Genomic DNA, 15,098 nt, shown 5'->3' on the forward strand with positions numbered 1-15,098 from the left:
GTCAAGCGATCCCTTCCTGTTCGGGATGGAAGCCGAAGCGGCGGGCGACGGTGTCGATGCGGTCCAGTGCGCGGTCGAGGTGGTCGCGGGTGAGGGTGGCCATCATGCTGATCCGCAGGCGCTGCTGGTCGCGGGGCACGGCCGGGAATTCGACGCCGTTGACGAACACACCCTCCCGATGCAGAGCGGTGACCACGTCGGCGACGGCGAGACGCTGTGGTACGAGCAGCGGGATGATCGCGGTCTGCGGGTCGACGGCGAAACCCATCGCGCGCAGCCCGCGCACGAAGTAGCCGACGTTGTCGTGCAGTCGCGCCACGCGTTCGGGATGCGCGGCCAGGAAGTCGATTCCGGCGAGCACCGCCGCGACCACCGAGGGGGCGAGCGCGGCGGAGAACATGTAGGAGCGGGCGAAGAAGCGCAGCGTGTCCACCAGGTCTCGCGACCCGGTGACGAAGCCGCCGGTGCCCGCGAAGACCTTCGAGAACGTGCCCATGGTCAGCTCCACCGATCCCGGACCGAGCCCGAAATGCTCGGCGGTGCCGTGCCCGCGCGCGCCGAGTACTCCGGTGCCGTGCGCGTCGTCCACCGCCAGCCACGCGCCGAAGGCGTCGCACAGCGCGCGGATCTCCGGCAGCGGTGCGATGTCGCCGTCCATCGAGTACACGCCCTCGACGGCCACCACCACGTTCGCCCCTGGATTGCGCCAGCGGATCTGCATCAGCCGGTGGCGCAGCTGGCGTACATCGTTGTGCGCGAAGGCCATCGAGCGCACCCGGCCGAGCTGGATGCCGTCGTACAGGCTGGCATGGTTCTGTTCGTCGTAGAGCAGCACGTCGCCTCTGCGCAGCAGACCGGTCACCCAGCCGACATTGGCCGCGTAGCCCGAGGAGAAGACCATGGCCGACTCGCAGCCCTTCAGTTCGGCCAGCCGTTCCTCGAGCCGCCGATGCAAAGTGGTGGTGCCGTTGAGCAAGGGCGGGCCGCCGTGTCCCACGCCATATTCGCGAATGGCGGCGATGGCGGCCTCGACGATGCTCGGCTCGTTGCCCAGGCCGAGGTAGTTGTTGGACCCGAGCATGATCAGCTCGTCGGTCGCGCCGGTCGCCGGATCGCGCACCGGGACGACCGCGCCGGACGGCCCGGCCACTTCTCGCAACACGAACCCGCTGCCGCGAGCGTGCTGCGCGTAGGGCCGGAATTCCGCGAAGCGCTGGTCGAACGTGTGCGCGGCTGGGTCGAGATAGTGCTCCAGGCTGAAATTCTCGCCGTGGGCCAGATCGGGTGCGGTCATGGTCGTCGCTCCTGCCCGAGGGTCACGGTTCCCGCGCGGCCGTCCAGCACCAGGACGTCACCGTTTCCGATCAGGCGGGTGACTCCGGGCACGCCGACGACCGTGGGGATGCCGAGTTCGCGTCCGATGATGGCGGTGTGGGAGAGCAGGCTGCCTCGTTCGCTGACCAGGCCGCCCGCGGCGACCATGAGGAACACCCAGCCCGGGTCGGTGGTCGCGGCGACGAGGATCTGCCCATCGATCGCGACGTCCGGATCCGGGGTGTCCAGGACCAGCGCGGGAGCCTCGACGCGACCTGGGGCGCAACCGATTCCGTGCAGCACGCGCGCTCCCTCGGCAGCGTCCGGGCCCGGTTGCTCCAGTGCCGGATCGCTGATCCCCGACGCGGCGATCCCGGTCGTGACGATGCGGGAGGGCAGGCGCTGAGCCTGCCAGCGGTCGTAATCCGCCTTGCGGAGGGCGACGGTACGCGTGATGTCGGTGTCCACCGCCGTTCCGCGGGTGAGGGCCGCGATCTCCTCGTAGGTGAGCCAGAAGACGTCGCGCGGATCGCCCACCAGGCCGTCGGCGTGCAGTCGCCTGCCGTACTCCCGGAACACCCGCTTGAGCAGACCGAAGGCGCGGCTGCGGCCCAGCCGCATGTTCTCGCGCTGCTTCACGTGTTCGCGGGCGAGCCGAAGCGCGAGCCGGAAAACCCACCGCCGCACGCCTTCACCTGCGAACAGCTCGGCCGCCGTCCGCTCGGCCGCACGCCGGATCGCCCGCTCACGCGCGATCATGTCATCGGCGTTCTGCCCGCCACGCAGGTAATTCCGCAGCATGGGCACCAGTCGTTCGGGGTGCTCGCCGAGCGGATCGGTCTCCAGCTTGAGTTCGTCCACCGTGCGGTCGCCGAACTCGGCGATGTGGCGCAGGCACGCCGCGCGGAAGGTCGCGAACCGGTCTTCCGACAGGGACGCCCACACTTGCTGCGCGGTGGAAGGACCGTCGAACAGCGCACGCAGCGCCGAGTCGGCGCGCACCCGCGCGGCCAGTGCCAGTGCCGACCGCACCGGATCGACGCTGTCGACACCGTCCTCGCCGCAGAACAATTCGTTGCGCAGGGTGAGCGCCGCTTCCTCGGCGAGGCCGGCTCGGCGCAACTGCAGTCCGACCACATGGAACATCTGCTGGGCGAGGAAATCGTTGAAGATCTGCACCGAGTAGGCGGGCACGAGTTCGTCGAAGAAGCGTTCGGTCCACGCCAGCAACGCGTGTGCGTCGCGGTCGCGCTCCGGCCGATCCTCGTCCAGCCTGCGTTCGAGGTCTGTGGTTGCCGCCGCCAGCGCCTTGAAGAACGCGCGCAGTCGCCGCGGCAGTCGCAGCCAGCCGAGCAGGATGATCGCGAACACACGCAGGCGCAGCGCGATCGCGCGCAGCCGGGCGATACCACGGGCAGGCGCAGGCGGTCGCTGGTATCGGTTCTCGATATTGAGCGCGGCCTCCCAGCCTTCGATGGCGAATTCCATGCCGGGGATCTCGAGGAACAGGCGGTACCAGTTGCTGATGTTGTAGTAGATCCGGCCGCGCGCGGTGCCGACCAGGTACGGATACAGATCGGCGGCGTTGCGCTCGACGATCCGCGCGGTGGCGCCGAAATCGCGGTGACACGTGCGGAAGACCCGCTCATAGGCGGTACGCAGCACCGAGAACGTCAGCGGACTCGACAGTCCCGGATACGACTCCGCGACATTGACGTTGTCGAAGACCGTCTCGCGTGCGCCGGTCGCCGTGACCGGTCTCGCCTGCAGCAGGTGCAACCGCCCGTCCGGCGTGTAGGCGAACTCGACATCCTGCGGTGCGCCGAAGCGGTCCGCGAGTGCGCCCGCCACCTCGGCCAACTCCTGGATCTCCGTGTCCGACAGCGCAGCCGCGGTCAGCGGGTCGGCGAGTTCTTCGACCGTGGTCCCCGCGCCGTGCGGCGAGGGTGCGACCCGGCTGCGCTTGTCGGCGACCACCCGTGAGGTGATGGCGCCGGTGCCGCGGTCGACGAAGTAGGTATCGCAGTCCACCGTGCCCGCCACCACGCCTTCGCCCAGCCCGAGCGCGGCCGCGACCACGGCTTCGGAGGGATCACCGCTGCGCGGATTGCAGCTGAACACCACCCCTGAGACGGCGCTGTCGAGCAGTACTTGCACCACCACGGCGCAGGCGACCGGCGCATTGTCGAGACCGCGGCGCGCCCGGTAGAACAGCGTGCGCTCCGACCACGCGGAGGCGAGTACCGTCCCGATCGCGGCGGGCAGATCAGCGGCCCCGACGTTCAGCACGGTGTCGAGCTGTCCGGCGAAGGAGTCGGTCGCCGAATCCTCCCCGCGCACCGACGATCGCACGGCGAAGCGCACCTCGCCCGCGGCGGCCGGACCGGCGGCCAGTTCGGCGACCACGGTGTCGAGTTCGGCGGCGATATCGCCGGGCAGGGGGCATCCCTCGACGAGAGCGCGGATCCGGGACGACACCGACCGCAAGGCGGCCGGGTCGTCCGGATCGAGTTCGGCGAGCAGTCCCGCGATGGCGTCGGCGGACGGAGCCAGCAGCCGCGCGCACGTATCGGTGCCCAGGACGGCGAACGGGGGCACGCGATATCCGGCGGCCTGCAGTCTGGCGAGGTTGGCGGCCTTGGCTCCGGCGTGCGCCGCGGCCGCCGGGTCCGCCGCGAGGGTTTCGGCGCGCAGTATCGCGCCGGTGGTGGCACTGGTCATCGTGCGGCCTCCTGTCTGGTCCGGGTCGCCGGGACGGCGCGCTCGCGCCGGGTCAACCGCACCAGGACCGGGTCGGGGGTGTTGGAGATCTCCGGGTGCTCGCGCACCCGCATCCCGTTCACCAATTCGATGTCGTAGCGCGACAGCACCATCGCCAGACCCACCCGGATCTCGATCAGCGCCATCTGCTGGCCGACGCACAGATGCGCGCCCCAGCCGAAGGGGAAGTACCGGAACGGCGGACGCGCCCGGTTCCGCTCCTTGGTGAACCGGTCGGGATCGAAGGTCAGCGGCGCGTCCCAGAACCGGGGCAGGCGATGGTTGACGAACGGGCTGATCACGACGATCGCACCGGGTCGCAGGTCGAACCGGTCGAAATGGTCCGGCTCGAGCGCGGTACGGCTGAACGCCCAAGCCGGCGGATGCAGGCGCATCGCCTCATCGATCACGCGGCCGGTGTACTCCAGCCGGGGCAGCGCGGCCCGCACGGCGTCCGGGTCGTCCGGCGCGTCCGGCAGCGCGTCGATCTCGGCGCGCACCCGGTCGAGCACGGCGGGGTTGCGGCCCAGTTCATAGATCGTCCAGGCCAGCGCCGCTCCGGTGGTTTCGTGACCGGCGAGCAAGAAGGTCAGCACCTCGTGCCGCAGCTGCGCGTCGTCCATCGCGTGTCCCGCGTCGTCGCGGGCGGTGAGCAGCCGGGCGAGCAGTGACCCGGCGTCGTCGTCGGTTCGCCGGTGCCTGCCGATCACCTCGTCGACCACGTGGTGCAACCGGCGTCGCACTTCCCACAGCCGCCGGTTACCCGGAGTCGGGAGCCGCGGCGGCAGCTGGATCGGCGCGGCCATATGCTGCATGACCCACGAAACGCCCTGGCGCACATCGTCTTCGATCTGCGGAAGCACGCCGTCGAGGTCCGCGCCGAGTACCGCGCGGCACACCACGTCGGCGGCGAATCCCATCAGCTCGGGCACCAGGTCGAAGGCCGCGCCGTCGGCGGCGCGGGCGTCCAAGCGGGTGCGCATCCGCTGTCCGCACTCGACCATCAGCGGGATCTCGGACTCCACATGACGGCGCGTGAAAGCCGGTTTGATCAGGGCGCGCTGACGTTTCCACAGCTCGCCGCCGCTGGTCAGCAAGCCGGGACCGAGCAAATGGTTCAGGCTTCGGTAGCTGATCCCCTTCTCGTAGCGCCCCGCACGGGTGACCAACACCTGCTCGATGTGCTCGGGTTCGACCAGCAGGTGCACGTGCTGGTGCGCCAGGCGCAGCCGGACACTGCCGTAGTGGAGCGCGGACTCGTAGAACAGACCGAGCGGGTCGGTCCGGTACCGGGCGTAGACGCCCAAGGGATGCCTGGTGGACGGGCCGTCGAGGCGACGCTCGCCGGTCCCGGTCGTCGGTGTCACCGCGCCACGTCTCCCCCGCGCACGGCGCCGACCAGTTCGTCCGCGTCGCCGTCCAGCAGGCGCCGCGCCGCGGCACGCTGGACTTTGCCGCTGGTGGTCTTCGGGATGCTGCGCGGCGCGACGATCCGCACACCGGCCGCCAGCACGCCGGTGCGTTTGCTCACCGCGGCGCGTACCGCACGGGCCAGCGCGTCGTGCTCCGTCCGCGCCACGGCGGATTCGACGATCAGGTGCAACTCTTCCGATCCGGCGTCGGCATCGGTTCGTCCCAGCGCGACCGCGCCGCCCGGCCGCACTCCCGGCACCTGCTCGGCGGCGATCTCGAAGTCGGTGGGCAGGTAGTTCGCGCCGCGAATGATGATCAGGTCTTTGCGTCGCCCGGTGATCCGCAACCGCCCGTCGCGCAGGTAGCCGATGTCCCCGGTGTCCCACCAGCCCTGCGTCCGGGTGGCGGCGGTGACTTCGGGCAGCCGGAAATAGCCCGGCGTGGTGGACGGCCCACGGAATTGCACCCGGCCGAGCAGATTCGCGCCGCACGGCGTTCCGTTCTCGTCCACCACGCGGACTTCGGTGCCCGCCACGGGCGCTCCGCAGTCGACGATGTCGAGCGCGTCGCCGTCACCGGCCGGGACATCCACCGCGACGCCGTCTTCGGCCAGTCCGCGCCGGGAGACCGAGTCGAACGCGATCGGCGCCCGCGGATCGGACACCGTCACCGCGAGCGACGCCTCGGCCAAGCCGTAGCACGGTACGAGCGCGTCGGAAGGCAGCCCCCAGCCGCCGAACCGGTCGACGAACCGCCGCACCGTGGGCGGATGGATCGGTTCGGCGCCGCAGAACAGGAACCGCCATGCGGACAGATCCACTCCGTCGAGTTCACCGTCGGCGATGCGCGCGGCGGCGTAGCCGTAGGCGAAATTCGGTGCGGCGGTGTGAGTTCCGTGATGCCGGTGCACCGCGCGCAGCCAATCGGCCGGGTGGCGCAGAAACCGGTTGGGCGGGATCAGCACCGCGTCGATGCCACGGAACAGCGGTGTGAGAAACCCGCCGATCAGGCCCATGTCGTGGTGCAGCGGCAGCCAGCCCACCCAGGTGTCGCCGGGTCCGATCGCGGCGGCGCGGGCGATCTGCTCGCAGTTGGCGGCCAGATTCGCGTGGGTGACCTGAACCCCCTTGGGCGTGCCGGTCGAGCCGGAGGTGGCTTGGATGAACGCCAGATCCTCCGGTGCGGGCAAGTGGGGCGCGAGCGCGGGAGCGCCCGGTGTGCCTGCCAGCGCATGCAGTGCCGAGGCGTCGATCGTCGCCACCGACGCGGGCACGGGCAACGTGGTGAGCACCGCCGGAGTGCTCACCACGGCCGCCGGTTCCAGATAGGCAAGCAGCCGGGTGAACCGGTCCAGGAAGATTTCGGCGGCCCCGAAGCCACCCGGCGTGGCGATGGCGGTGGGCACCGCGCCGAGCGACAGTGCGCCGAAGAAGGCCGTGACGAACTCCGCCGAGGTGGGCAGGCACAGCAACACGCGGTCGCCCCTGCGCACGCCGTCGGCGGCCAGGCCCGCCGCGGCGCGGGCCGCAGCGCTCACCAGATCATCGTGGCGCCAGCGGATTTCGTCGTCGTGCCGGGCAGCGGCGCGCTCGGCCAGGATCACCGTCGACGCCGCCGCCGTACCTCGGTCGCCGCCGGACAGCAGCGCGTGCACGATGCTCGGGTGTTGCGGGCGCAGTGTCCCTGATGACGCGGTCATGGCTGGTCCTCGACGTAGCGCACGATCGTCGCGACCGTGGTCAGCCGGACGGCGACGTCTTCCGGAATGCTCACGGAGAACTCCTGTTCGAGCTGAATGGTCAGTTCGATGGCGGTCGGCGAATCGAGTCCGTAGTCGATCAGCGGTGCCGCCGGATCCAGATCGGTCGCGGGCACCCACAGCACCTCGCCGACGATCGCGCGGACCCGCGCCTCCAGGTCCGCCGAGCCGATGTCGTCACGTGCACTCATCCGAGCAACTTCCCTTCCGTCACGCAGGCGCGCACCGATTCCTCGAGGTCGACGTCGTCGGCGGTGTCGATGCGGTGAAACGCCACTTCCGGGAACGCGGTCGCGAGGGTCTCGCGCACCCGCTCGTATCCCGAGCGCAGGGTGGTCAGCCGCTCGGCGGTCTCATGGGCCTCGACGGGCCCGTGTGCCGACCGCCGCGCACAGCGGGCCGCGGCCTGCCCGGGCGGTGCGTCGAGCCACAGCACCGCGTCCGGCAGCGTGGTGCGAAACCGTTCGCCGAAGCCGGATACCGCGCCGGCGATGTCGCGACCGACCAATTCCGCGATCTCCGACAGCAGCAGCCACGGGTCCGGCGAGCTGCCCAGCCGTTCGGCCTGGGCGTGCTGCCATGCGAGGATGTCGGCGAACGTGCCCGGTCGATGCCGTTCGAGCACCGCCGCGATCTCGTCCTGTCGCGCGCGGCAGCGCCCGTCCGTGCCCGCCAGCGCCACGTACAGCGGACCGTAGACGAGCAGTTCGATCAGCGGATGCCGTTCGCAGACCAGCACATCCGGTTCCCAGGTGCGCAGGAAGTGCTGTTCCACCGGCCCGAACAGGGTCATCTGCAGGTACATCGCGGTGGCCTTCATCGCGACGTCGCCGATCTCGTCACAGCCGACGCTGAAGGCCCGCAGCTGCCGGGACAGATCGGCGAGCGGAACGTCGCGGGTGTCGTGGAAATCGGGGCAGGTCATCGACGCGAACCCACCGGCGTCGGTCCGCACCGCCAGCGCGCGGAGCGCGGCCAGCACCGAGGACTTGCCCGCGCCGTCGATGCCGACCAGGGCCACCCGGCGGGTGTACGAGCCGCTCATCGGTCGTCCTCGCGCAATTGGGTCAGCACCGCGCTGGTGATCTCGGCCTGCGCCGCAGTGCCGTCGAGCCGGATCCAGCCCAACTCGTCCGACAGCGCGTCGAGCGCCTCGTGGCTGCGCTGCTGGAAGGCCAGGAACGACTCCTCGTCGCCGTAGCCGCTCTCGTAGTCGCTGCGCAACCGTTTGCGGCTCAGCGCGTCCTGCGGCCGCACCGCGAGGTAGAAGGTGCGATCGGGTTCCGGGAACCCCGCCGCCAGGCTGCGCAGGACGGCCGGGTCACCGCCGTGGGCGACTTCGGTGGCGTAGTACTTGTACCAATACGCGTTCGCGAGCACGATGTCCGCGCCACGCTCGGCGGCCAGGTCCAGTGCCAGCTGCATGGCGTGGAACAGGAAGTGCGCGCGGCTGAGCGGGGTGAGCATCTGGAGGTAGCCGTAGATCTCCGCGGGACTCCCCCAAGGGAGTTTCGAGGAGACCTTCGGGTCGAGGAAGGCGTCCCAGATCGTCACCGCCGCGACACTGTGGCCCTGCGCCTCGAATTCCGCGGCGATCCTCGCCACCTGGGTGGTCTTGCCCGAGCCGTCGCCGCCCGCGAGACAGATCAGGCGTTTACGTGCGGTCAGTGTCGTGTCCTTTCCGGAGCCGCGCGTCACGCGAGGTGATGCGACAGGATCTGCCACCTGCGTGGCGGTTTCGGGGAGCGCGGGGGGCGGCGGCGAGTCTTCCTCCGGTCGCGCGCGAGCGGCGACGTCCGCTCGCCGGTGATCCGCGGACGGTGCGCCGCCCACGGTGGCCGTGACGGAGTCCGCGTCCAGGATCCGCACCACTCCCGCGCTGCCGTCGATTCGGATCCGCTGACCCGATCGCACGACACTCGTCGCGCCCGCCACGTTCAGTACGGCGGGGATGCCGTACTCGCGTCCGATCACGGCGGCGTGCGACAGCATGCCCCCCACCTCGGTCACCACACCCGCCACCAAGCCCAGCGCGGGAGTCCAACCCGGGTCGGTGAATCTCGTGACGAGGATGTCGCCGTCGCGCAATTGGTCGAGGTCGGTGAGCGCGGTGATCACCCGCGCCGTGCCCTCGGCGACACCGGGACTGCATCCGAGGCCCGAGAGGTCGCCGTCGGCGACGGCGCGCACCGCGGCCACGGTCACCCCGCCACCGAGTTCGTGCGGCGGTGTGAGATCGCGATAGGCCGCGTACATCGCACGGCGGTAGGCGATCACGGGCGCGAGGTCCGCCGCGTCCGCGCGGCCCGCGACCAAGTCGGTGAGCTCGTGGATGGTCAGCTGGAACGCGTCGTCGGCGTGCTCGAGCGCGCCGGCGGCGGTCAAGCGCGTGCCGGCCTCCACCACGTAGGCGCGCACGACGGCGTAGCACTGCGACGAGAATTCCCGCATCCGTTCCCTGGCCACGAGGTAGCGGCGCATCCGCTCGATCTGCTTGTCCAGCGCCTTGGCGTAGCGCACCCGTGTCGTCGGACGAGCCCGAACCCGGGCTCGGACCGCCGCCGATTCGGACTCGTAGCGCTTGCGCTGCTCCACCAGCGTGGCCGCCGGGTCGGCAGGCGCGGTGCCGTGTTCGAGCATCACCGCGATCATTGATCGCACCCGCTGCGGGTCCTCCGACCAGCGCGGGCAGGTGAGGTCGAGTTCGGCGTCGGCGTGGAAGCCCTGCTCGGCGAGGAAGGCCGCGAGCGCCACCTCCCACTCCGGGCTGTCCATGCCGAATTCTTGTGCGACACGGTGTAATTCGACGATTCCGCGTTGCAGCGCCATGTGGCTGATCTCGGCGAGACCACCCATCAGGTCGATGGCGGAGCTGGTCGCGCCGGTGGCCGCGTCGACCTTGTCCAGCAGCTGTTTGAAGTCGGTCTGCACGCTCGAGTTGTGATAGATCGTCGTGAAGTAGGTGCGCTCGGTCGTCGCGTGCAAGGTGAGCAGGCAGTCGGCGAGGTCGGCGGCGAAGGTCGCCTGATCGGTCCGGGGCAGCGCGCGCACCCGCTCGCGCCACGCCGCGTACTTGGCGGGCCAGCCCGCGGCGAACGCGTCGACGGCGGCGAGCTGTTCGCGATAGCTGCGCTGCACCGCCAGCGCGACGGGCAGCGCGCGGGCGATGGTCAGCGGCGTGTTCGGCGTGCGGATCGGCCCCTCGGGGCCGTACTCGTTGAGGACGCCCAGGTCGTCGTCGAAGTGCTGTTCGTCGAAGCCGGGTATGCGCTGGAAGCACTGCTTCACCGCGCTCACGTTCCAGTAGGCCCGGCCGTAGTACATCGCCATCCAGTCCGGCTCTTCGCCCGCCGCGGCCAGGCCCAGCCCCTCGAAGAACCGCTGCATCGAGTACTGGAAGGCGTTGTCGTACAGCGAGAACATCATGGGTGTGCACACCCGGGCCGAGACGCCGCCGTCGCGCAGGTCCGCATCGGAGAACTGGTCGATGTCGGTGCGCCAGCTGATCGCGGTGACCGCTCGCGACTGCAGCAGCCACAGTGCGCCGTCGCCATCGATCGCCCATTCGATGTCCTGCGGCCGATGCCTGCGGGCCTGCACCGCCAGCAATAGCGCCGCCAGTGCTTCGGTGTCGGCGCCGTCGAGACGGACGTCCTCCTCGCCAGCCTCGCGCGCGACCACGCCGCCGTCGGACAGCCGCAGTGTGTAGCGGGTGGGGGTGACATGCCCGGAGACCAATCGCTCGCCCACGCCGTGACAGGCCTCCAGCACCGCGTGCTCCTCGATGCCGGTGAGCACATCGATGCTGAAACCGACTCCGGCGCAACGTGCCTCGACCATGCGCTGCACCAGGACGGCCACCGTCGCCTCGGCGTCGGCCATGCCGCGGCGGGACAGATACGCCCGCACCCGCTCGTTGCGTACCGAGGCGCGGCACCGTTCGATGTGCGTCCGCAGCGCGTCCGCGTCCGCGACGTCCAGATAGGACTCGTACTGGCCCGCGAAGCTGGCGTCGTCGAGATCCTCGAGGACGCCACTGGAGCGCACGGCCACCGGGAACCCGCCGATGGCCCGCACCCAGCCGGACAGATCGTCGTCGCCGACGCCGTCGAGGTCCAGATCAGCGGGCACGACGAAACCGGCTGGGACGGCGAATCCGTCGGTCAGCAACTCGTGCAGAGTGGCGGCCTTGCCGCCCGCCCGAGCGGGGGCGAAGTCGGCCGCCCCCAGGAACATCGGGGCGGACGCGGTAGTCGGAGTGATCACGGTGGTGGCTCCTGTCGGCAGCAGAACCGGGCGCAGGTCGTGGCGCGCGGCCAGACTTCGTGCCGCGCGGACACCGGCCACGGTGAGCGCGCCGTAGGACGGGCTCGCGGTGCGCGGCTCGAAGCCGAGCAGCAGCGTCTCGGCCATGCACGCGTAGACGATTCCGGCGGGCAACCCGGTTTCGGGTAGGGACGGGGTCTGGCCGAGCGGCAGCGCCATGCGGCCGCCGTCGACCAGGGTGAGATGCGGATGCTCGGCGACCGCCGGGTCCACGTCGCCAGGTACGGCCAGATCGCAGACGAGCACCGGGTGGTGCGCGGCGAGATGTCGCGCGGTGATCAGCGGCTGCGCCGAGTTGGTGGCGGTCACGACTACCCGGCAGTCACGCAGTGCGGCCAGGTCCTCGCTCACGACCACCTCGCCGGGCAGTCCGGCGGCCACCCGGCGCAAGCGCGTCCCCGCGCCCGGCCTGCCCACCAGGACCAGCGAATCGGCCAGCGGAGCGAGCAGTTCGGCCATGACCGAGCCGATGTTGCCGAGTGCGCCGAGGATGCCGACCCGCCGCTGCCCCGACGGCAGCGCGGCCAGTTCGGCGCTGAGCACCTCGTAGGCGCAGGCCGCGGTGAGCGAATTGCCGGAGGTGACCGTAACGGTGTCCTCCGTCACCTCGCGTGCGGCATCGGTGACGATCGAGGTGTAGCCGCCGAGCCCGATCACCGTGGCTCCGGCCGCGATCGCCTGCTCTACCGCGTGCCACACCAGTTCGCGCACGTGGGTCCGCTCGCCGGCACGCTGATGCGCCACGATCTGTTCGGCGGTCAGCGGCAGCGCGAACACCATCATCTCGGCCTCGGCGCCGGTGGGCGAGGAGATCGTCCGCCTGGTCAGTTCGAAGGGATCGGCGACGGGGCGCAGACGTTCGAGCAAGGCGGCGAATTCCGAGTCGCTCCAGCATTCCAGCTCGGGGGCGAGCCTGCGCAGGTCGGCCGTCTCGGGCAGGTTCGCCAGGAACGCCACCTTGGTCGGCGCGTGCGGGTCGCGCGCCGGCGGCATATCGGCGCGCCGTGGCAACGGAGCCCGCTCCGTCACCGTGGGCTTCGTGGTGACAGGAGTGGCCAAGTGCGCCAGCAGCACGTCGTATCGCCCACGGTGCAGCAGCGCCGCGACGTCGTCCAGCGCCGCCGCCAGCCGCGTCATGTCGCCTTGGGTGACGAACGCCGAGGGCTGGACGCGCAGGGTGGTCGGTGCCGAGAGGGTGGGCAGCATGCGGATCGCGTGCCGGTGCAGGAGGTATCCGGCGACCACGTAGCCGAACATGTCGGGCGCGCAGATCTCGCGCAGCAGCGCCGATTCCGGCTCCGGCGCCCGCAGCTGCACGCCCTGCAGGAGCCCGCGCCCACGCACCGCCACGATCTCTCGCGGCCAGCGGCGGGCCACCTCGTCCAACTGCGACCGCAATCGCGCTCCCGCATCGCTGATCCGGAGTTGGTTGTCGCGCAACAGGTCCAGTGCCGCGTCGGCGACCGTCGCCGACAGCTCGTCGTCGGCGAAGGTGGAGGTGTGGTAGCGACCGAAGTCGGACACGGCATGCGCGCGGTCCACCAGCAGCGCGGCGATCTTCACCAGTCCGCCGCCGAGCGATTTCGACATCAGGTAGTAGTCCGCGCGCACACCCGAGGGAGCCGACGCCAGGAACGTGCCGGTCCGGCCCATGCCGCACTGGATCTCGTCGAAGACCAGCGCCGCGGCGTGCCGATCCGCGAGTTCCCGCAAGGCGCGCAGGGTCTCGGCGGGAACCTCCCGCACACCGCCTTCGCCTTGGACGGGCTCGGCGAACACCGCCGCGACGGGCGACAACCGCCGCCACGTCCGCACGGGCGCGCCGTCGGCGCCGAAGCCGATGACACCCACGGTGCACAGCTCGTCGGCGAACGCGTCCGCCACCTCGTCCGGCGCCCAGGTGTCGAGCCGCCACCGCGGCGGGCCGGGCACCACCAGGTCGGCCGGGGTATCGGCCTGTTCGGTCAGCGCGAAGGCGCCGGCGCTCTTTCCGTGGAACGCGCCCGCGAGCGAGACGAACACCGGTCCGCGCTCACGCAGCCGCGCGATCCGGCCCAGCGATTCGGTGAGCACGACCGCGGCGGTCCGCGGCTCGGCGTCCCCGGCGGGCGCGGATGGGCGCACATCGTGCAGGCGGTCGCGGCGCAGCCGGCGCAGCGTCCGCCGTAGCTCGGCGTCCAGTTCGCTCAGGGCGCGCGCGTGCGCGACCGCGGCGTGCCGGATCGCCGCCTCGACCGCGTCGGCTCCGGTGGAACCCAATGTCACCACGTACTCCCGGCCGGTGGACGCACCGACCGACTCGGACAGCCGCCGCGCCAACCGCGCGGCGCCGGGCCGGACACTGCCCTGCGCCACGAATGGCACCTGCTGGTTCAATGTCGCGGTCGCGGCACGTACCAGCGCCGGATGGTTGTGACCGAACAGTGCCGCGCCGAAACCGCCGACGAGATCCAGCACCCGGGTCCCGTCCGCGCGGACGAGATGGTCGCCCTCCGCGGCGGTGTACATCACGTCCAGGTGGCAGGCTCGCAGCAATCCGGCCAGGCCGGGTCGGTTGTAGTCGGCGAAATCGCCGAACGAGTCGGATCCGGTGCGCGGCAATTGTTCCTGCCACCCCGCGCCCGTGGTCACGCGCGCGCCTCGGCCCGGGTGTGCCGCGTACGAGTCGTCTTCGCCGCAACGCACGCGATCACATCGCGCGCGGTATGCAGCATGGCCGCCTCCTCGTCGGAGATCGCGATGCCGAACTCCCGCTCCAGCTCGATCACCAACTCCACCGACCGAACCGAGTCCAAGCCATAATCCAGCAACGGCGTGTCCGGTGCTATTTCGACCACGTGCAGACCACGCGAGAACATCGTGAGAACTCGTTCGGTCAGGGCATCGAATTCATTCATTCAGCGCCTCCTTCATCGCGCGCCAGACCTTTCCACCGGCGCGGAACATCTGTGCCGATCGACGGCCCTCGGGCCGTTCGAAACCGGATATACACAGTTCATCGCGGGTTTTCGCACCCGCAGATTCCGCGCCCACTTGCCCTCCGATATCCGCGAACGGGACTGCCGATTCTCGCCGCTCGTCTTACCCGTGCGGCGTGCCACGACACCGTCCCGCGTTCTCACAATCTGTACACCCGCACTATGCGGGCTGCAATCCGGAACCCGTTGCAGAAAAGCATGTTTCGCCGGAAGGCAATTTTTCAGACAACTTCCCCGACTATGTTTCCGGAAACAAAGCCACGCACCACGGGAACCAGGCCGGGAAACGCACTGTCCCAGACGATTTGACAGCAGGCGAGTGCGGTGGATTTACGTCACCTGTCACCGCTCGACACAATAAAGTGCCCGCTTTTGGAAACTGTGCAGTTCATGTGGCATTCATCCACTGGACAAACGGGAATAAATACCAACCTATCGGTATTTAACACGCGAACTCCCCTTACCGCATCGCGGCCGGAACACGCAGTCACGTAACGACGTTTTTACGCTGCCCGCCAACGCGTTTCACCCATCTGGAGACCAGCTAA

8 protein-coding genes are annotated in these 15,098 nt (G+C 70.2%); all 8 read right to left on the reverse strand.

Annotated features, from left to right (window positions below; all coding sequences use genetic code 11):
- Position 1: 1 nt before the first annotated feature.
- Genes AB0L97_RS06125 through AB0L97_RS06160 form a run of 8 tightly spaced genes read right to left on the reverse strand, consistent with a single transcriptional unit; the run spans position 2 to position 14,469 of the window.
- Positions 2–1,294, reverse strand: coding sequence for a pyridoxal phosphate-dependent aminotransferase family protein (locus tag AB0L97_RS06125; protein ID WP_356961765.1), 1,293 nt, complete (start codon positions 1,292–1,294; stop codon positions 2–4).
- On the reverse strand, positions 1,291–4,035 hold the full coding sequence (locus AB0L97_RS06130) for a PEP/pyruvate-binding domain-containing protein (RefSeq protein ID WP_364425755.1): 2,745 nt from the start codon (positions 4,033–4,035) through the stop codon (positions 1,291–1,293). Before AB0L97_RS06130 ends, AB0L97_RS06125 begins: the two co-directional genes overlap by 4 nt.
- On the reverse strand, positions 4,032–5,441 hold the full coding sequence (locus AB0L97_RS06135) for a cytochrome P450 (RefSeq protein ID WP_364425757.1): 1,410 nt from the start codon (positions 5,439–5,441) through the stop codon (positions 4,032–4,034). Before AB0L97_RS06135 ends, AB0L97_RS06130 begins: the two co-directional genes overlap by 4 nt.
- Positions 5,438–7,186: an AMP-binding protein gene (locus AB0L97_RS06140; protein ID WP_364425759.1), complete on the reverse strand. Its 1,749-nt coding sequence runs from the start codon at positions 7,184–7,186 to the stop codon at positions 5,438–5,440. Before AB0L97_RS06140 ends, AB0L97_RS06135 begins: the two co-directional genes overlap by 4 nt.
- The gene (locus AB0L97_RS06145) at positions 7,183–7,437 is read right to left on the reverse strand and encodes an acyl carrier protein (RefSeq protein WP_355070700.1); all 255 of its coding nucleotides are present in this window, start codon (positions 7,435–7,437) and stop codon (positions 7,183–7,185) included. The genes AB0L97_RS06140 and AB0L97_RS06145 overlap by 4 nt, the downstream gene beginning before the upstream one ends.
- Positions 7,434–8,291, reverse strand: a complete 858-nt coding sequence (locus AB0L97_RS06150) for a hypothetical protein (protein WP_355070698.1) — start codon at positions 8,289–8,291, stop codon at positions 7,434–7,436. The genes AB0L97_RS06145 and AB0L97_RS06150 overlap by 4 nt, the downstream gene beginning before the upstream one ends.
- Entirely contained in the window at positions 8,288–14,203 is a 5,916-nt protein-coding gene (locus AB0L97_RS06155) for an aminotransferase class III-fold pyridoxal phosphate-dependent enzyme (RefSeq protein ID WP_364425762.1), read from the reverse strand. The genes AB0L97_RS06150 and AB0L97_RS06155 overlap by 4 nt, the downstream gene beginning before the upstream one ends.
- Complete coding sequence (locus AB0L97_RS06160) at positions 14,200–14,469, reverse strand: acyl carrier protein (protein WP_355070694.1); 270 nt, start codon at positions 14,467–14,469, stop codon at positions 14,200–14,202. The genes AB0L97_RS06155 and AB0L97_RS06160 overlap by 4 nt, the downstream gene beginning before the upstream one ends.
- Positions 14,470–15,098: the final 629 nt, after the last annotated feature.

The sequence above is a fragment of the Nocardia sp. NPDC051911 genome (assembly GCF_040681035.1).
Lineage (GTDB): Bacteria > Actinomycetota > Actinomycetes > Mycobacteriales > Mycobacteriaceae > Nocardia > Nocardia sichangensis.

Excerpts from the sequence above, each read along its gene's own strand:
- AB0L97_RS06125 (WP_356961765.1), bottom strand. The coding sequence starts at position 1,294 with ATGACCGCACCCGATCTGGCCCACGGCGAGAATTTCAGCCTGGAGCAC.
- AB0L97_RS06130 (WP_364425755.1), bottom strand. The coding sequence starts at position 4,035 with ATGACCAGTGCCACCACCGGCGCGATACTGCGCGCCGAAACCCTCGCG.
- AB0L97_RS06140 (WP_364425759.1), bottom strand. The coding sequence starts at position 7,186 with ATGACCGCGTCATCAGGGACACTGCGCCCGCAACACCCGAGCATCGTG.
- AB0L97_RS06145 (WP_355070700.1), bottom strand. The coding sequence starts at position 7,437 with ATGAGTGCACGTGACGACATCGGCTCGGCGGACCTGGAGGCGCGGGTC.
- AB0L97_RS06150 (WP_355070698.1), bottom strand. The coding sequence starts at position 8,291 with ATGAGCGGCTCGTACACCCGCCGGGTGGCCCTGGTCGGCATCGACGGC.
- AB0L97_RS06160 (WP_355070694.1), bottom strand. The coding sequence starts at position 14,469 with ATGAATGAATTCGATGCCCTGACCGAACGAGTTCTCACGATGTTCTCG.